The organism is Streptomyces sp. IMTB 2501 (genome assembly GCF_001953885.1).
Classification (GTDB): Bacteria; Actinomycetota; Actinomycetes; order Streptomycetales; family Streptomycetaceae; genus Streptomyces.
Genome location: NZ_MQUS01000046.1, coordinates 21,078 through 37,092, shown reverse-complemented (window position 1 = coordinate 37,092; position 16,015 = coordinate 21,078). Strand labels below are relative to the sequence as shown.

17 protein-coding genes and 2 pseudogenes are annotated in these 16,015 nt (G+C 69.5%); 7 read left to right on the top strand and 12 right to left on the bottom strand.

Annotated features, from left to right (window positions below; genetic code table 11):
* Nucleotides 1-210 precede the first annotated feature (210 nt).
* On the top strand, nucleotides 211-546 hold the full coding sequence (locus AV521_RS42535; RefSeq protein ID WP_076096986.1) for an Lsr2 family protein: 336 nt from the start codon (nucleotides 211-213) through the stop codon (nucleotides 544-546).
* On the opposite strand, the gene AV521_RS42530 is transcribed toward AV521_RS42535, so the two are convergent.
* Entirely contained in the window at nucleotides 525-1,250 is a 726-nt protein-coding gene (locus tag AV521_RS42530; protein WP_371917112.1) for an SCO3374 family protein, read from the bottom strand. The two genes, AV521_RS42535 and AV521_RS42530, sit on opposite strands and share 22 nt — an antisense overlap.
* A gap of 431 nt (nucleotides 1,251-1,681) precedes the next feature.
* Here AV521_RS42530 and AV521_RS42520 point away from each other — a divergent pair, with 431 nt between their 5' ends.
* Nucleotides 1,682-4,207 carry an ATP-dependent Clp protease ATP-binding subunit gene (locus AV521_RS42520; RefSeq protein WP_076096980.1) on the top strand — a complete coding sequence of 842 codons (2,526 nt, stop codon included), beginning with the start codon at nucleotides 1,682-1,684 and terminating at the stop codon, nucleotides 4,205-4,207.
* 78 nt (nucleotides 4,208-4,285) lie between these two features.
* Here the strand turns inward: AV521_RS42520 and AV521_RS49865 are convergent, their stop codons facing one another.
* The 4 genes and pseudogenes from AV521_RS49865 to AV521_RS42505 all read right to left on the bottom strand — a co-directional run bounded on the left by AV521_RS49865 (nucleotide 4,286) and on the right by AV521_RS42505 (nucleotide 5,841).
* The gene (locus AV521_RS49865) at nucleotides 4,286-4,459 is read right to left on the bottom strand and encodes a hypothetical protein (protein WP_179023816.1); all 174 of its coding nucleotides are present in this window, start codon (nucleotides 4,457-4,459) and stop codon (nucleotides 4,286-4,288) included.
* A gap of 108 nt (nucleotides 4,460-4,567) precedes the next feature.
* Nucleotides 4,568-4,837: a hypothetical protein gene (locus AV521_RS49860; RefSeq protein ID WP_076096977.1), complete on the bottom strand. Its 270-nt coding sequence runs from the start codon at nucleotides 4,835-4,837 to the stop codon at nucleotides 4,568-4,570.
* Between the two features lie 101 nt (nucleotides 4,838-4,938).
* Nucleotides 4,939-5,187, bottom strand: a pseudogene (locus AV521_RS53070) (hypothetical protein); the annotation flags it as partial.
* A gap of 15 nt (nucleotides 5,188-5,202) precedes the next feature.
* Nucleotides 5,203-5,841 (bottom strand): HAD family acid phosphatase, encoded by a 639-nt coding sequence (locus AV521_RS42505; protein ID WP_076096974.1) that lies wholly within the window; start codon nucleotides 5,839-5,841, stop codon nucleotides 5,203-5,205.
* A 244-nt stretch (nucleotides 5,842-6,085) separates the two neighbouring features.
* Here AV521_RS42505 and AV521_RS42500 point away from each other — a divergent pair.
* A pseudogene (locus AV521_RS42500) lies at nucleotides 6,086-6,437 on the top strand (M23 family metallopeptidase).
* Between the two features lie 18 nt (nucleotides 6,438-6,455).
* Here AV521_RS42500 and AV521_RS42495 read toward each other — a convergent pair.
* Nucleotides 6,456-7,052 (bottom strand): TetR/AcrR family transcriptional regulator, encoded by a 597-nt coding sequence (locus tag AV521_RS42495; RefSeq protein WP_076096972.1) that lies wholly within the window; start codon nucleotides 7,050-7,052, stop codon nucleotides 6,456-6,458.
* Nucleotides 7,053-7,177: 125 nt separating this feature from the next.
* Here AV521_RS42495 and AV521_RS42490 point away from each other — a divergent pair, with 125 nt between their 5' ends.
* From AV521_RS42490 to AV521_RS42480, 3 genes are all read left to right on the top strand, one after another.
* On the top strand, nucleotides 7,178-8,764 hold the full coding sequence (locus AV521_RS42490; protein WP_076096970.1) for an MDR family MFS transporter: 1,587 nt from the start codon (nucleotides 7,178-7,180) through the stop codon (nucleotides 8,762-8,764).
* A gap of 151 nt (nucleotides 8,765-8,915) precedes the next feature.
* Complete coding sequence (locus AV521_RS42485) at nucleotides 8,916-9,422, top strand: helix-turn-helix transcriptional regulator (RefSeq protein WP_076096968.1); 507 nt, start codon at nucleotides 8,916-8,918, stop codon at nucleotides 9,420-9,422.
* Complete coding sequence (locus AV521_RS42480) at nucleotides 9,419-9,865, top strand: VOC family protein (protein ID WP_076096966.1); 447 nt, start codon at nucleotides 9,419-9,421, stop codon at nucleotides 9,863-9,865. The genes AV521_RS42485 and AV521_RS42480 overlap by 4 nt, the downstream gene beginning before the upstream one ends.
* 189 nt (nucleotides 9,866-10,054) lie before the next feature.
* Here AV521_RS42480 and AV521_RS42475 read toward each other — a convergent pair whose 3' ends face one another.
* Nucleotides 10,055-10,807 (bottom strand): SDR family oxidoreductase, encoded by a 753-nt coding sequence (locus tag AV521_RS42475; RefSeq protein WP_076096964.1) that lies wholly within the window; start codon nucleotides 10,805-10,807, stop codon nucleotides 10,055-10,057.
* Nucleotides 10,808-10,975: 168 nt separating this feature from the next.
* Here AV521_RS42475 and AV521_RS42470 point away from each other — a divergent pair, with 168 nt between their 5' ends.
* Nucleotides 10,976-11,557: a TetR/AcrR family transcriptional regulator gene (locus AV521_RS42470; protein ID WP_076096962.1), complete on the top strand. Its 582-nt coding sequence runs from the start codon at nucleotides 10,976-10,978 to the stop codon at nucleotides 11,555-11,557.
* Nucleotides 11,558-11,561: 4 nt separating this feature from the next.
* On the opposite strand, the gene cseC is transcribed toward AV521_RS42470, so the two are convergent.
* The 5 genes from cseC to AV521_RS42445 all read right to left on the bottom strand — a co-directional run bounded on the left by cseC (nucleotide 11,562) and on the right by AV521_RS42445 (nucleotide 16,006).
* Nucleotides 11,562-12,917, bottom strand: a complete 1,356-nt coding sequence (gene cseC, locus AV521_RS42465) for a two-component system sensor histidine kinase CseC (RefSeq protein ID WP_076096960.1) — start codon at nucleotides 12,915-12,917, stop codon at nucleotides 11,562-11,564.
* 11 nt (nucleotides 12,918-12,928) lie between these two features.
* Nucleotides 12,929-13,633, bottom strand: coding sequence for a two-component system response regulator CseB (cseB, locus tag AV521_RS42460; RefSeq protein WP_076096958.1), 705 nt, complete (start codon nucleotides 13,631-13,633; stop codon nucleotides 12,929-12,931).
* A gap of 37 nt (nucleotides 13,634-13,670) precedes the next feature.
* Nucleotides 13,671-14,327 carry a hypothetical protein gene (locus tag AV521_RS42455; RefSeq protein ID WP_256725943.1) on the bottom strand — a complete coding sequence of 219 codons (657 nt, stop codon included), beginning with the start codon at nucleotides 14,325-14,327 and terminating at the stop codon, nucleotides 13,671-13,673.
* A complete protein-coding gene (locus AV521_RS42450; RefSeq protein WP_030751823.1) occupies nucleotides 14,315-14,854 on the bottom strand; it encodes a SigE family RNA polymerase sigma factor in 540 nt (179 codons plus the stop codon). Before AV521_RS42450 ends, AV521_RS42455 begins: the two co-directional genes overlap by 13 nt.
* A gap of 276 nt (nucleotides 14,855-15,130) precedes the next feature.
* Nucleotides 15,131-16,006, bottom strand: coding sequence for an A/G-specific adenine glycosylase (locus AV521_RS42445; RefSeq protein WP_076096956.1), 876 nt, complete (start codon nucleotides 16,004-16,006; stop codon nucleotides 15,131-15,133).
* Nucleotides 16,007-16,015: the final 9 nt, after the last annotated feature.

Genomic DNA, 16,015 nt, shown 5'->3' with positions numbered 1-16,015 from the left:
TTTGCCCAGGTGCCCTATGTCCGAAACGCGCATGTTTCCGGGCGGAGGTCGTCCGCCGGTCCTCTACCGGTCCTCTCCCAGGGGTTTGTGTTTTTCCGGCAAAAGCGGTTTGCTTTCCGACGTACTGCAGTACTGCATATAACAGGGGCGGCGAAACGGCGGGACGCCGCACACCCCTGACCCTCAACGTTATCGATGAAAGGAAATCCGGTGGCACAGAAGGTTCAGGTCCTTCTTGTCGACGACCTCGACGGCGGCGAGGCGGACGAGACCGTGACGTTCGCGCTGGACGGCAAGACGTACGAGATCGATCTCACGACCATCAATGCGGACAAGCTGCGCGGCCTTCTCGAGCCGTATGTGAAGGGCGGTCGTCGTACGGGTGGCCGTGCTTCGGGCGGACGTGGAAAGGCGCGTGCCGCTTCCGGCGGCAATCAGGACACCGCGGCGATCCGCGCCTGGGCGAAGGAGAACGGTTACGAGGTCAACGACCGCGGCCGTGTTCCGGCGTCCATTCGCGAGGCCTACGAGAAGGCCAACGGCTGAACCGGCCGGCAGGCGGTCGGCAGTCCGGCGCGCAGGCGCCGCAGCCGGACCCGGTGGCACTGTGCTGCCACCGTGTCCACCAGGCGTACGAGATCGGGGGCGCTCCCCTCGCGCCCCACGGCCGGCATCGCCGGCAGCGAGGCCTCGACCTCGCTTCCAGGACCAGGGGGTCGCAGCCATACGGCGGCCCCCTGCACGGACCCGGCCCGCGGCTGAGCGGCTCCGGGTCGCGCCGGCACGGTCACCCCTGCGGGTGGGACCGGAGCCGCCAGCGCGTCACCCGCGCCCAGGACCCCCAGGTCGAGGGCCACGGCGCTCCACTCCAGCCAGTCCAGCAGCCCCGGCAGCTCCTCCGCGCTGCCCGCGGCCACCAGCAGCTCCATCCGGTCGCCCCTGAGGGCCACCGGCGAGCCCGGTGCGAGATGCCGGAGCGCCTGCGCGCCCGCCTCGGCCGGCACGTCCAGGACGTCGAACCGCACCCCGGTGAGAAGCCGCAGCGGCCGTCCGGGCACGGTCGCCCATCCCAGATCGTTCTCGTACCAGTGGCGGGCCCCGGCATCCGGGCAAGCCGGTGGAGCGCAGGGCTCCGGTTCCGGATCGAGAGGTCGGCGAGGAAGGGGAACCGTGTGGACGGCGAGCTGATGCCTCGTGGGGGCTGTGGGGTCCAGGGGAGTCGTGGGGGTCGTGGGGGCCGGGCCAACCATGCCAAGTGCAACCGCCGATGCGACCGGCAAGTTACGCTGGGTGTCCTGTCGATCGCACAGAGTGCGAACAAAGGGGGGCGCGTGGGGGTGCGGGGAGGCGCAAGGTTGTTCGCCCATAGCGGAGGGAACCGGTGCGCGCCGCATGGAGTGTCGGTCCCAGCGGGTAAGACATGCCTAGTGGGAGGGGGCGACACGCAGGTCGGGCCGTCTCACGTTCGCCATCGGCGTACTGGCGATGGGGGTAACTGCCTGGCCTGCGGGAACATCGTCTCGCACCATCGGGTTGGAGCAGATGTCGGCGTTCGGGGTCAGGAGGCCAAGGACGGTGTCGGCAGTTGGAATGAGCGGTCCCCGCTTGCGGGACTAAGCTGCGGAAGGACAGGGAGGGGAAGTTCCCCCCACTGCCTGACCGCTCTGAGGAGCGATTAACGATGTTCGAGAGGTTCACCGACCGCGCGCGGCGGGTTGTCGTCCTGGCTCAGGAAGAAGCCCGGATGCTCAACCACAACTACATCGGCACCGAGCACATCCTCCTGGGTCTCATCCACGAGGGTGAAGGTGTCGCCGCTAAGGCCCTGGAGAGCCTCGGCATTTCGCTTGAGGCGGTCCGCCAGCAGGTGGAGGAGATCATCGGTCAGGGCCAGCAGGCCCCGTCCGGGCACATCCCCTTCACCCCCCGTGCCAAGAAGGTCCTGGAGCTGTCGCTCCGTGAGGCTCTTCAGCTGGGCCACAACTACATCGGCACGGAGCACATCCTGCTCGGCCTGATCCGTGAGGGCGAGGGCGTCGCGGCCCAGGTCCTGGTCAAGCTGGGTGCAGACCTCAACCGGGTGCGGCAGCAGGTCATCCAGCTGCTCTCCGGTTACCAGGGCAAGGAGACCGCCACCGCCGGCGGCCCGGCCGAGGGCACCCCCTCGACCTCCCTCGTCCTCGACCAGTTCGGCCGGAACCTCACCCAGGCCGCTCGTGAGTCCAAGCTCGACCCGGTCATCGGGCGCGAGAAGGAGATCGAGCGGGTCATGCAGGTGCTGTCCCGCCGTACCAAGAACAACCCCGTCCTGATCGGTGAGCCCGGCGTCGGCAAGACCGCCGTCGTCGAGGGCCTCGCCCAGGCCATCGTCAAGGGCGAGGTGCCCGAGACGCTCAAGGACAAGCACCTCTACACGCTGGACCTCGGCGCCCTGGTCGCCGGCTCCCGCTATCGCGGTGACTTCGAGGAGCGCCTGAAGAAGGTGCTCAAGGAGATCCGCACCCGGGGCGACATCATCCTGTTCATCGACGAGCTGCACACGCTGGTCGGTGCGGGTGCCGCCGAGGGCGCCATCGACGCGGCTTCGATCCTGAAGCCGATGCTGGCCCGCGGTGAGCTGCAGACCATCGGTGCGACCACCCTGGACGAGTACCGCAAGCACCTGGAGAAGGACGCGGCCCTGGAGCGCCGCTTCCAGCCCATCCAGGTCGCCGAGCCGTCCCTGCCGCACACGATCGAGATCCTCAAGGGCCTGCGCGACCGTTACGAGGCGCATCACCGCGTCTCCATCACGGACGAGGCCCTGGTCCAGGCCGCCACCCTGGCCGACCGCTACATCTCGGACCGCTTCCTGCCGGACAAGGCGATCGACCTGATCGATGAGGCCGGTTCCCGGATGCGCATCCGCCGGATGACCGCTCCGCCGGACCTGCGCGAGTTCGACGAGAAGATCGCCGCCGTCCGCCGGGACAAGGAGTCCGCGATCGACTCGCAGGACTTCGAGAAGGCCGCCTCCCTGCGCGACAAGGAGAAGCAGCTCCTGGCCGCCAAGGCCAAGCGCGAGAAGGAGTGGAAGGCTGGCGACATGGACGTCGTCGCCGAGGTCGACGGCGAGCTGATCGCCGAGGTCCTCGCCACGGCCACGGGCATCCCGGTCTTCAAGCTGACCGAGGAGGAGTCCTCCCGCCTGCTCCGCATGGAGGAGGAGCTGCACAAGCGGGTCATCGGCCAGAACGACGCCGTCAAGGCGCTGTCGAAGGCGATCCGTCGTACGCGCGCCGGTCTGAAGGACCCGAAGCGTCCGGGTGGTTCGTTCATCTTCGCCGGCCCGTCCGGTGTCGGTAAGACCGAGCTGTCCAAGGCGCTTGCCGAGTTCCTCTTCGGTGACGAGGACGCGCTGATCTCCCTCGACATGTCGGAGTTCAGCGAGAAGCACACGGTGTCGCGGCTCTTCGGTTCCCCGCCCGGATACGTGGGTTACGAAGAGGGCGGCCAGCTGACCGAGAAGGTCCGCCGCAAGCCGTTCTCCGTCGTCCTCTTCGACGAGGTCGAGAAGGCCCACCCGGACATCTTCAACTCGCTGCTGCAGATCCTGGAGGACGGTCGGCTGACCGACTCCCAGGGCCGGGTCGTGGACTTCAAGAACACGGTCATCATCATGACGACCAACCTCGGCACCCGGGATATCTCCAAGGGCTTCAACCTGGGCTTCGCCGCCGCGGGCGACACGAAGACCAACTACGAGCGCATGAAGAACAAGGTGTCGGACGAGCTGAAGCAGCACTTCCGCCCCGAGTTCCTGAACCGCGTCGACGACGTGGTCGTCTTCCCGCAGCTGACGCAGGCGGACATCCTGCGGATCGTCGACCTGATGATCAGCAAGGTGGACGAGCGCCTGAAGGACCGGGACATGGGCATCGAGCTCTCCCAGTCCGCCAAGGAGCTGCTGGCGAAGAAGGGTTACGACCCGGTGCTGGGCGCGCGTCCGCTGCGCCGCACGATCCAGCGCGAGGTCGAGGACACGCTCTCCGAGAAGATCCTCTTCGGCGAGCTGCGTCCCGGTCACATCGTGGTCGTGGACACCGAGGGCGAGGGCGACGCCGCCACCTTCACCTTCCGGGGTGAGGAGAAGTCGGCACTGCCGGACGTCCCGCCGATCGAGCAGGCCGCGGGTGGGGCTGGTCCCAACCTGAGCAAGGAGGCATAAGCCTCCGGCGGATTGGCCGAGTTGAAAGGGGTCGGTGCCTTTGGGTGCCGGTCCCTTTCGCTGTGTTCGGCTGCTCTTTCAGAAGGCGTAGGGCCGGACAGGCGGGATCCGCACATCGGTGTTCGGGAACTGGGCCGCATACCTCGCTTCCTCCAGGGACACGGCCTGTTTCGCGTACAACCGGACGATGCGCAGGTTCGGGCACAGCCGGGCCGGCGGCGACAGGTCCTCGTCGCCCTGAACCCTTGTCACGAAGAGGCTGCCGACGCCGGGCAGTTCAGGGGCTCCGGCACAGCAGGCCGCCGCGGACCGCCCGACGCGAGAACCCCTGCGTCCAGGCCCAGCGTGGTCAGTGGGGCGTCACGGGGGCAGTGTCCTCAGGCCGACGGGCAGTTCGGTCGTCACCGTGAGGTACCGCAAGGTGGCGAGGCGGTCGAGTCCGGAAATCGTGCCTACGTTGTTCAGGTGCAGTTCGTTCAGGCCCAGCTCTGCCAAGGGGGCGAGATCGTCCGTCTCCGGGCAGTCCATCAGGCCCACGCGTTCGAGCGAGCGGAAGGCGGTGAGCGGCCGTATGTCCTGGAGGCGCGGGTTTTCGGCCAGGCCGATCTTCTCCACGCGTTCGGGCAGCACCCGCAGGATGTCCCCCAGGTCGTAGGGCCCGGTGATCGTCAGCTGTGGCCGGTGCCCGAGGCGCGGCAGGGCGCGCAGGGCCTCGGCTCAGCTGACGTTGGCCGGCGGGCGAGGGCGGCGGCCACGGCCGGCTGTTCCCCGGCGGGGAACGGTTGCTCCCCAGGAGACTCCACCGCCTGAGCCACGATGCGCTCGGCCAGCCGGTGGACGTCCTTCTCGCCCAGTGCCCGCTTCTCGCCCTTGAAGGAGACGGGCGCCGACAGCCGTACCGGCTTGTCGACCAGCCCGGCGCCCGGCCCGTCCGGGACGAACAGCTTCTTGACCAGCGGCCCGATCAGGCTGGACGCCAGGTCCTCAGTCGCGCGTCAGGACAACTGCCCGTTGTAGTCCGGCAGTTTGAAGGTCTTCTCGGCGTGGCCGCCGGAGAGGTCGGTGGCGCTGTTGCCGATGTTCGCGATGATTTTGTAGCCGTGGTTCTCGATGTCGACGCGCTGGGCCGTCTTGTAGGCGGCGACGTCCTTGAAGAGGTCGAACAGCCCTCGGACGTAGAGTCCGGAGACGTCGTAGCCGTCGTGCGCGAGGTTGTACTCGGTCGGCAGGTAGATGATGCCGGGGCGGGCCGTGACGAAGAAGAGCGAGACGCCGTGCTCCTGGGCGTACTTCGCGACGTTCAGGACGGGCTTGTTGGCCGGCTGGGGGTAGCTGAAGCCGAAGTCGGTCTCCAGCGTGGTGTTGTCGATGTCGAAGACGATCGCCTGCTTCTCGCCGGGCTCGGCGGCGGCGATGCGCTGCTTCAGATACGGCAGGGCCTGGTCCATCACCGCCTGGCAGTCCTTCTGCCAGGTCGCGTAGTCCACCTTCGTGGAAGAGGTGGTGGCGGCGGTGGCGGTGGCGGCGGTGGTGTCGCTCGTGGTCGCGGCCTGGGCCGGGGCGGCCAGCGCGGCCAGGGCGGCCACGGAGACGGCGGTGGCGGATATGCGGCGAGCCCAGGGTCCTCTGGTCATCGGTGGGGGTTCCTCTCACGTCCGTACACGCGGCTGCAATGTCAGGGGCATGATCTGAGGCGAGGGTGGCGCGAGGGGAACCGTGGGGTTACTGGACGGTAGGTGGCCAGAGGTGTGCGTCACATCCATGTGAGCGTCGGCCTGGGGCCCGGCGAGAAGGGCGGGGTCAGATCGCCGGCTAAAGGCTCGGCATGGGCGCTTTGGGGCGAGCCGAGCGCTCGGCTGCCAAACCGGGGCCTCGGCCGTGCTGGGGACCGGAGTCGTGCGCGCCGCGGCGCCCTCCGCCACTTCCTGGGTCGACCCGGTGAAGAAGTACACGCTCTCGGCGCTTCATACGGGCCGGCTCCGGCGACGGCCCCGCGTACGGCAACGCTGTCGTCATCAAGCACGGCGACGGCGCCTGCTCGCAGTACGCGCACCTCTCCCAGATCGACGTCAGGACCGGCCGGATCGTCAGGACCGGCCGGCGCGTCGGCCTGTCCGGTTCCACCGGCAACTCCTGCGGCCCGCACCTGCACTTCGAGATCCGTACGACCCCGCACCACGGCTCCACCGTCGACCCGGTCGCGTTCCCGCGAGCCAAGGGCGCTCTCTGAGCCGACCCTCGTCCTGGGTCAGCTCTCGCCGGCGTGTTCGTGGGCCTGGGTGACGAGGCCCAGGGCGACTTCGAGGACGGCCTCGCGCCGCTCCTCGAAGTCGCCTTCCAGGTCCTGCATCACGAACATGCCCGCGTGCAGCGTGAACATCGCGCTGACGCAGCGGACCTGATCGATGAGCGGTGCCTCCGGGTCGATGAAGATGTCCCGCATGCCGCGCATCCGCTCCTTGAAGGTGTCGCCGATGCGCAGGTCCCGGACCGTGCCCTGGTTGTCGTGCATGAAGCGGAAGAACGGCTCGGCGTCGGTCAGGATGCGGCTGTAGCGCCGTACCATCTCCCGCTTGGTCTGCAGTGTGTGCGGCTGGCTGCGGCCCCACTCGATGAGTTCCTCGATCGGCCTCGTCAGATCCTCGAAGAGGCTGACGATGATCTCTTCCTTCGTCTTGAAGTGGTAGTACAGGGCCGCCTTCGTGACGTCGAGACGCTCGGCGATCTCGCGCAGGGAGGTCTTCTCGTAGCCCTGCTCCGCGAAGAGGTCGAGCGCCACGTCCTGAATGCGCTGGCGGGTGTTACCGCGGCGCTGCTGCTTGGTGCCGTCCATGGTGACGCCCATCCTCGTACTCCTTGCGCTCGCGCGGAAACTTACTTGACGCCCGGCTAGTTACAGGTCTACCTTCCCCAGTGTAGTGAACTAGCCGGGCGGCAAGTAAGTAGAAGCCGCAGGGGGAGTGAGTAGAGATGGCGGACGCGGTCGACATCGCGACGGAGAGCAAGCAAGAGGGCAAACAGCCCAAGAGCGTACGGGTGGTCCTGCTCGCGCTCATGATCGCGATGATGCTCGCGATGCTGGACAACATGATCGTGGGTACGGCGATGCCGACGATCGTGGGCGAGCTGGGCGGCCTGGAGCACCTGTCCTGGGTGGTCACCGGCTACACCCTGGCCACCGCGGCCTCCACCCCGGTCTGGGGCAAGCTCGGCGACATGTACGGGCGCAAGGGCGCCTTCCTCAGCTCGATCGTGATCTTCCTGATCGGTTCGGCGCTCAGCGGCATGGCCCAGAACATGGGCGAACTCATCGGCTTCCGGGCCGTGCAGGGCCTCGGCGCCGGCGGTCTGATGGTCGGCGTCATGGCGATCATCGGCGATCTGATCCCGCCGCGGGAGCGGGGCAAGTACACCGGCATGATGGCCGGCGTCATGGCGCTGGCGATGATCGGCGGCCCGCTGGTCGGCGGCACCATCACCGACAACTGGGGCTGGCGGTGGTCCTTCTACATCAACCTGCCGCTGGGCGTCGTGGCCCTGGCGCTGGTCAGCGCGGTGCTGCACCTGCCGAAGAAGCGGGCGCGGGCGCGCATCGACTACCCGGGTGTCCTGCTGCTGACCGTCGGCATCACCGCGATCGTGCTGGTCACCACCTGGGGCGGCACCCAGTACGCCTGGACCTCCGCGCGGATCATGGAACTGATCGGCATCGGCGTCGCCGCGCTGATCGGGTTCGTGTTCTGGCAGACCAGGGCCGTCGAGCCGGTGGTGCCGCTGCACATGTTCAGGAGCCGCAACTTCACCCTGATGTCGGTCATCGGCTTCATCACCGGCTTCGTGATGTTCGGCGCCACGCTCTATCTGCCGCTGTACCAGCAGTCGGTGCAGGGCGCCTCCGCCACCAACTCCGGTCTGCTGCTCCTGCCGATGCTCGGCGCGATGCTCGTGACCTCGATGGTCGCGGGCCGGGTCACCACCAACAGCGGCCGCTACAAGATCTTCCCGATCGCCGGCGGCGCGCTGATGATCGCCGGGCTGTATCTGCTGTCGCTGATGGACACGGGTACGACCCGTTTCACCTCGGGTCTCTACATGGCGGTGCTGGGCCTCGGCATGGGCTGCCTGATGCAGATCACCATGCTGGTGGCGCAGAACAGCGTGGAGATGAAGGACATGGGCGTGGCCTCCTCGTCCACGACCCTGTTCCGTACGCTCGGCTCCTCCTTCGGTGTCGCCATCATGGGCGCGCTGTTCAACGACCGGGTCAAGCACGTCATGGCCGAGCGGGCCGGCGCGCTCGGCAAGGGCGTCACCGAGAAGTCCGCGCAGCTGGACGCGAAGAGCCTGGCGAAGCTTCCGGCGGTGGCGCGGGAGGCGTACCAGCACGCCGTGTCCGCCGGTACGCACTCGGCGTTCCTGCTGGGCGCGGGGATCGCGGTGATCGTGCTGGTCGCTGCGCTGTTCGTGAAGGAGGTTCCGCTCAAGAGCGGGGCGCCGAAGCCTTCGGCGGACGGCGGCGAGGACGCGGCGCCGGTGGCGGTGGTCGAGGCCGTCTGAGGCTCGCCCGAACCGAAGACCCCGGGCAGGTGTCCGCCCCCGGGGTCTTTTTCGTCCACCGCCGGCCCGTCCCGCCTGGTCGAGAGGCGGCGTATCAGGGTGTTTGCGTTGCTCACAGCCGTTGTCAGTCCTCCATGTCACCATCGGCTGCATGGACAAACTGCGGCGGCTGCGTCTGGCCAAGGACGCCATGGACCGGGACTGGGCGGACCCCGGTCTCGATCTGGACGCGGTGGCCGCGTGTGCCGGGTACTCGCGGTATCACTTCCTGCGCGCCTTCAAGGACGTCTACGGCGAGACGCCCGGCCAGTATCTGACCCACCGGCGGATCGAGCGGGCCGAGGAGATGCTGCGCTGTGCCAACCTCACCGTGACCGAGATCTGCACGCTTGTCGGCTTCAGCAGCCTCGGCACGTTCTCCGCCCGCTTCAAGGCCCGCACCGGTCTCACCCCGAGCGAGTACCGCGCCCGGCATGTGGGCCGCGGCGCCTCCCTGATACCCGGCTGCTACGCCATGCTCTGGGCCGGCGGATTCAGTACCGCAAGATCGGAGAAGCGCTCCGGGGCCGGCCCTGCCTACGGTGGCGAAGGGGCGTCCGCCCCGGCGGACAGCACCGCCAGCGTCATCAGCAACGCCGACAGGAGAGCGGAGCCATGATCAAGGGGCTTGCCATCACGACCGTCTGGGTCCTCGACCAGGACCGGGCCAAGGAGTTCTACACCGAGAAGCTGGGCCTGGAGGTCCGTACGGACATGACCATGGGGGAGGGCGGTATGCGCTGGCTCACCGTCGGCGCCCCCGGCCAGCCCGATGTGGAGCTGACGCTCATGGTGCCGGGGCCGCCGGCGATGGACCCCGAGTCCGCCGAGATGATGCGGCAGCTTGTCGCCAAGGGGGCGCTCGGTGCGGGTGTGCTGGCGACCGATGACATCCACGGTGACTACAAGAAGCTCAAGGAACGTGGGGTGGAGTTCCTGCAGGAGCCGCAGGAGCGGCCGTACGGCACGGAGGCGCTGTTCCGGGACGACTCCGGGAACTGGTTCTCCTTCACACAGCGCCGTGCGGGCGGGCTGGATCTGGAGCGGGACTGGGCTTGTTGAGCGCTTCCGCCTCGGGCGCCGTCGGCCGAACGCCCAATGGCCCGGGGCGCGTTGTGCTCTCGCGGCTGCGGGCCGAGGTGGGCCGGCCGCTCCCCCGAGTTCTCGGCTTCGCTCGAACCCGGGGGACCTCCAGCGCGGCGGAGCCGTATATCGCCCCGCGCCCCTGGGGAGTTGCAGTGCCGCCTGACTTCAGCGCCCTGTAGCCAGCGTCGCGCCTCCCGTCGCCTCCAGCACCACGCCGGTCACGAAGTCGTTGGCCGCCAGCATGTGGATCGCGCGGGCGATGTCCTCCGGGCGGCCGACGCGGCCGACCGGGGTGATCGCGGCGAAGCCGTCGAAGAGGGCCCGGCGCTGTTCAGCCGGTACGCCGTCCCACCAGGGTGTGTCGACGACGCCGGGTGAGACCGCGTTGACGCGGAGCGGGGCCAGTTCCACGGCGAGGGGCGGGACCATCGCCTCCAGGGCGCCGTTGATCGCGGCGAGGCCGGCGGTGCCGGGCAAGGCGGCGCGGGCGGAGGCGGCGGTCACCAGCGTCACCGAGCCGTCGCGGCGCAGGGCGGGCAGGGCGGCCTGGAGCACCTGGACGTGCGGCCAGAACTTGCCGTCGAAGGCGGCCGCCAGCTCGGCCAGGTCCAGCTCGGCGAAGGGGCCGCCACCCTTGCCGCCGCTGAGCGCGACGACCAGGTGGTCGACGGGCCCGGAGCCCGCGAAGAAGGCGTCCACCGCGGCGCGGTCCGCCCCGTCCAGCCGGTAGGTCGATACCTTGCCGCCGATCCGGCCTGCCGCGGCGTCGAGGCGGTCCTGGTCGCGGCCCGTGATGACCACCTCCGCACCGTCCGCCGCGAAGAACGCGGCCGCCGCCTCGCCGATGCCGGAGCTGCCACCCAAGACGACGACGCGCTGTCCGGCGAGGGCGTGCACAGGGCTGTTCGGAGTGCTCATGAGTGGCCCTCTCCTGTTCTTTGCCGTCTTTCCGGCTCTTGCCCGAGGAATCGCCGGGTTCCGGTCTTTGTCGAGAACGTTGGTCTCGTTAAAGGGTTACCGAGACCGGTAGTCTCGTCAAGGTCTTTCGGGCATCGAAAGTCACCGGGACTCGGAGAGGATGGGCCGGTGCACGACAGCAACGAACCCCGCCCGCACACCGGCCGCCGCCGTAACGAGGCGGCGCGCCGGGCGATCCTCGACGCCGCGCTGGAGCTGCTGGCCGACGCCGACGGTGCCCCGGTGAGCGTGGAGACCATCGCGCGCGCGGCCGGAGTCGGAAAACAGACCCTCTATCGCTGGTGGCCCTCGAAGGGCGCGGTCCTGCTGGACGCGCTCACCGACCGCGCCGCCCAGGACGTGCCCGCGCCGGACACCGGGAACCTCCGCGAGGACCTGCGCGCATTGGCGGTGGCCACTTTCGAGGCCTCCCGGCGGCGGCCGTCCGCGCCCGCGCTGCGCACCCTCGTCCGGGAGGCGGCCCGGGACGCGCGTCTGGCCGAGCTGATGCGGGTGTTCACGGAGTCCCGCAGGGCCGCAGTACGAGCGGTGCTCGAACGCGGCCGGGAGCGGGGGGAACTGGCCGCCGACCGGGATCTGGACCTGCTGGTCGACCAGTTCTACGGGTTCTTCTGGTACCGCTTCCTGCTCGGCCACGCCCCGCTCGACGAGGCCGCCGCCGACCGCCTCACGGACTCGCTCCTCAGGTAGCGGATCAGGACGCGCCCCCCGACAGCGGCAGCATCGGATGGCTGCCCGTGTTGGTCGGGGCGTGTTCCGGGAGCCACAGCACGGCCACCGCGCCCTCCGCGGGAATCTCGGCGGGGGCTCCGGCGGGGCGTACGTTGCGGAACGTGAGCCGGGCGCCGAGCACCCGGGCCTGGCCCGCCGCGATGGTCAGGCCCAGCCCGTGGCCCGTACCGGCGCGGTCCATGCTGCCGGTGCGGAAGCGGCTCGGCCCCTCGGCGAGCAACTCCTCCGGGAAGCCGGGACCGTGGTCGCGGACCCGGATCACCCGGCCCTCGACGGTCACCTCGATCGGCGGCCGGCCGTGCCGGGCGGCGTTGGCGAGCAGGTTGAACAGGACCCGCTCCAGGCGGCGCGGATCGGTCGTGACCTCCGACTCGTGCACCACCCGTACGGCGATCTCCGGGTCCTTGGCCGCCACGCGCCGGGTGACGAACTCGCCCAGCATGATGTCCTGCAGCTCGGCCCGCTCCGAGGCGCCGTCGAGGCGGGCCACCTCCAGCACGTCCTCGACGAGCGTGCGCATCGCCTTCGCCCGGTCCAGGACGAGTTCGGTCGGGCGGCCCGGGGGCAGCAGCTCGGCGGCCGTGAGCAGACCTGTCACCGGGGTGCGCAGTTCGTGCGCGATGTCGGCGGTCACCCGCCGCTCGGCCTCCAGCCGCTGCCGCAGCGCGTCCGCCATGGCGTCCACCGCACGCGCGAGATCATCGGTCTCGTCCCGTACGACCCCGCCGATGGCCTCCCGCACCCGGACGTCGGTCTCGCCCTTGGCGACCTGGTTCGCGGCGGCCGCCGCCTTGCGCAGCCGCCCGGACAGCTGCCCGCCGATCAGCACACCGAGCGCGCTGCCGCCGAACACGACCGCCACGGAGCCGATGACCAGCGCCTGGTCGAGGTCCTTCAGGACATCGGTGGAGCGGTCCGGCATATGGCTGTGCAGGGAGAGCACATGCCCGTCCTTGGTCGGCACGGCCGCCCAGATGTCCGGTACTCCGCCGCTGTCGATGACGTCGCTGGCCTTGCGGCCCTCCTCGGCCTTCTCGCGCAGCGGCGCCGGCAGCTCGGGGTCGTCGAGCTTGATGTTGGGAAAGTTCGGCCGTCGGTTCAGCTCGTAGTTGCGCTGCGCGATCTGGACACGCTGATTGGCCAGGTCACGTGCGTTGTCGAGCATCGAGACCCGGGCCGCGTTGTGCACGACCAGACTCAGCGCGATCGCCACCAGCCCGGCCACCAGCGCGATCGCCGCGCTGAGCTTCCATCTGAGCCCGGTGTGCAGGCCCGCGCGCTCCATGCGCCGGACCGGGTACCGAAGAAACCCCCGCATTACCGCCCCGCTCAGGCCTTCAGCTTGTAGCCGAAGCCGCGGACCGTCTCGATCCGGTCCTGGCCGATCTTCTGCCGCAGTCGCTGCACATGCACGTCGACCACCCGGGTGTCCCCGCCCCAGCCGTAGTCCCACACGCGCTCCAGCAGTTTGTCGCGGGAGAGCACGGTGCCCGGCGCCGAGGAGAATTCGAGCAGCAGCCGCATCTCGGTCGGGGTGAGCGCGACCGTGGCTCCGGCCCGGCGTACCTCCATGCCCTCGGTGTCGATCTCCAGGTCCCCGAAGCTGAGCACACCACCGGTCACCGTTTCCGCGACGGTCTCGGTCCGGTCGCTGCCGCCCGCGTGCCCGAAGCGGCGCAGCACGGCCCGGATCCGCGCGACCAGCACGGCCCCGTCGAACGGCTTGGTCACATAGTCGTCGGCGCCCGCCTCCAGGCCGAGGACGACGTCGATGGAGTCGGCGCGCGCCGACAGCATGATCACCGGCACGGTCGACTCGTCCCGGATACGACGGCACAGGCTGACCCCGTCCAGACCGGGGACCATGACGTCCAGCAGAGCGATGTCGGGACGGTTGGCCCGGAACGCCTCCAGGCCCGACAGACCGTCGGGCATGGCGGTGACCGCGAAGCCGTCCCGCTCCAGGGCGAGCTGGGTGGCTTCACGGATGACGTCGTCGTCCTCGACGAACAGAACGTGGGTCTGGTCTGCCATCCCGGTGCTCTCAGTCCTCGTGGTGTGCGTGTGGGGGTCAGTTGTCCGGCGCGGGCGTCGCGTCGTCGCTGGAGCCGGCCTTGTTGTAGTCGGTCTCGTGTATGTCCTTCTGGGCGAACCGGCCCGCCTTCCAGGTGTACGTGGTCACCGTCTCCTTTGACGGGTTCGACACCGGATCGTCCGTGTCGTACACCTGCTTGGTCACGGTCAGGGCGGAGCCGTCGATCTCGGCGTAGACCGGCGACTCCTCCGCCTTGAAGACATTCTTGTACGAACCGTCGACGTCCCGGTACACATACGTGGCGATGCCAACCAAGTCGCCGCAGGTCGACACGTTGACGAGGATGTCGTTGACCGATCCGCCGGTCAGATAGCCGTAGGACACCTCGACCGGGTATTCGTCGGCGCTGCACGGCTCCAGCTCGCGCTTGACCGTCGTGGAGACCTTCGGGTCGTTCTTGATCAGCGAAACGGCGTCCACCCGCCGGAAGCCGCCGGACGCGCTGGGCGAGGGGGAGGCGACCGCTCCCGCGACCGCCGACGCATGAGCCGGGCCCTCGTCCCGGGCGCCCGTGCCCCCCGTGCCGCACGCGGCGACGAAAAGGGCGACGGCGGTGAGCACGGCCCCCACCGCGATCACCGCCTGTGAACTGCCTCGGGCCCGGTCAGGCCCGGCCCCGGTCAGGCCGCGCAACGCTCCCGCTCCTCACGCTCCAGCGCGCGTGCGTCCAGATCGCGGGCCTCCAGCTCCTCACGGAGCCGGGCGAGCGCCCGGTGCAGCGTGCTCTTGACCGTACCGGCCGACATGCCGAGGGCGGCGGCCGTCTCCTCTGTGGACATCTGCTCCCAGTGTCGCAGCACCACGACACTGCGCTGCTTCGGTGCGAGCACCTTCATGACGTCCATCAGCAGAGCCCGGTCGGCGTGCTGCTCGGTGGAGTCGTCCACGGACGCGTCCGGCAGCTGCTCGGTCGGGACCTCCTCCAGCTTGCGCGCCCGCCACCACTCCGTACGGGTGTTGATCATGACACGGCGCAGATAGGCGTCGGCGAGCCGCTTGTCGGCGATGCCCTCCCAGCGGCCGTACGTGCGCACCAGCGCCGTCTGCAGCAGGTCCTGGGCGTCGACGGGGTCCGGCACCAGTCGGCGGGCGCTGCGCAGCAGCGCGTCCTGCCGGGTGCGGACGTACTCCTCGAATTCGAGCACCTCGCCCTGCGCCATGATCAACCGCCTCCGTTCCCCGTGTACTCCGGCCCGTGCCTGAAGTTCCGTTCCGCATCCCCGTGTCCGGTGGTCTGCCGGGCACGGAGAAGAAACTACGGAGTGGTTGTCACGGCGCTGTCCGATCCAGCCTTCGGCTAGCAATCGGCTATCCGTCGGTTGTGTAACGACCGTGGAAGCGGGGTAAGCAGGTTGGTCGTTATGTCCCTTTCTGTAGGCTTTTGTCGGGCAAGTGGCTCCGTAACAGAGCCCCTGAGGCTGTGACTTGGCTGTGCGTCAGCTCAGCGGCAGTCGATACAGGCCGCCCGGCAGCGGCTCCACCAGACCGTCCGTGACAAGCCCGTCGAGCGCTCGGGCGCGCTGCACCGGCTCGTGCCACACCCGGTCCAGCGCCGCCTGCGGGACCGGCGCGTGCGCCTCCCGCAACACCGCCAGCAGCTTGCCGCGCACCTGCCGGTCCGTACCCGCGTACGTCTGCCCCCGGCGCGGCGGCCCCGCGTGCTCCGGCTTGCCGGCCAGCCGCCAGGCGCACTGCGCGGCGATCGGGCACCGCCCGCACCCCTCGTTCTTCGCCGTACACACCAGCGCGCCCAGCTCCATCGAGGCGGCGGCCCAGCGCGCGGCCGTCTTCTCGTCCTCCGGCAGCAGCTCACGGGCCAGGCGCCGCTCGGCGGCCGTCGTCGCGTTCGGCGGGTACTGCATCCCCGTCACCGCCCGCGCGAAGACCCGGCGCACATTCGTGTCCAGCACCGCATGCCGCTGCCCGTACGCGAACGACGCCACCGCGGCCGCCGTGTACTCGCCGATGCCGGGCAGCGCCAGCAGCTGTGAGTGATCCGTCGGTACGTCCCCGCCGTGCCGTTCCGTTATGGCCACGGCGGCTCCGTGCAGTCTGAGCGCCCGGCGCGGGTAGCCGAGCCGGCCCCAGGCGCGCACCGCCTCGCCCGGTGCCTCCTTCGCGAGGCCGGCGGGGCGGGGCCAGCGGGCCAGCCACTCCTCATAGATGGGCAGCACCCGGCTGACCGGGGTCTGCTGCAGCATGAACTCGCTGACCATCACACCCCACGGGCCCGCCTCCGGGCGGCGCCAGGGGAGGTCGCGGGCGTGGGCGTCGAACCAGGCGATCACGGGGGTGTGCAGCGTCTCAGTCATGGCCTTCCG

Coding starts and splice junctions, on each gene's coding strand:
- AV521_RS42530 (WP_371917112.1), bottom strand. CDS start 1,250: ATGGTTGGCCCGGCCCCCACGACCCCCACGACTCCCCTGGACCCCACA.
- AV521_RS42495 (WP_076096972.1), bottom strand. CDS start 7,052: ATGGGCGTCACCATGGACGGCACCAAGCAGCAGCGCCGCGGTAACACC.
- cseC (WP_076096960.1), bottom strand. CDS start 12,917: ATGCGGGGGTTTCTTCGGTACCCGGTCCGGCGCATGGAGCGCGCGGGC.
- AV521_RS42450 (WP_030751823.1), bottom strand. CDS start 14,854: ATGGCGCAGGGCGAGGTGCTCGAATTCGAGGAGTACGTCCGCACCCGG.
- AV521_RS42505 (WP_076096974.1), bottom strand. CDS start 5,841: ATGACCAGAGGACCCTGGGCTCGCCGCATATCCGCCACCGCCGTCTCC.
- AV521_RS42520 (WP_076096980.1), top strand. CDS start 1,682: ATGTTCGAGAGGTTCACCGACCGCGCGCGGCGGGTTGTCGTCCTGGCT.
- AV521_RS42475 (WP_076096964.1), bottom strand. CDS start 10,807: ATGAGCACTCCGAACAGCCCTGTGCACGCCCTCGCCGGACAGCGCGTC.
- AV521_RS42480 (WP_076096966.1), top strand. CDS start 9,419: ATGATCAAGGGGCTTGCCATCACGACCGTCTGGGTCCTCGACCAGGAC.
- cseB (WP_076096958.1), bottom strand. CDS start 13,633: ATGGCAGACCAGACCCACGTTCTGTTCGTCGAGGACGACGACGTCATC.
- AV521_RS42445 (WP_076096956.1), bottom strand. CDS start 16,006: ATGACTGAGACGCTGCACACCCCCGTGATCGCCTGGTTCGACGCCCAC.
- AV521_RS42485 (WP_076096968.1), top strand. CDS start 8,916: ATGGACAAACTGCGGCGGCTGCGTCTGGCCAAGGACGCCATGGACCGG.
- AV521_RS42490 (WP_076096970.1), top strand. CDS start 7,178: ATGGCGGACGCGGTCGACATCGCGACGGAGAGCAAGCAAGAGGGCAAA.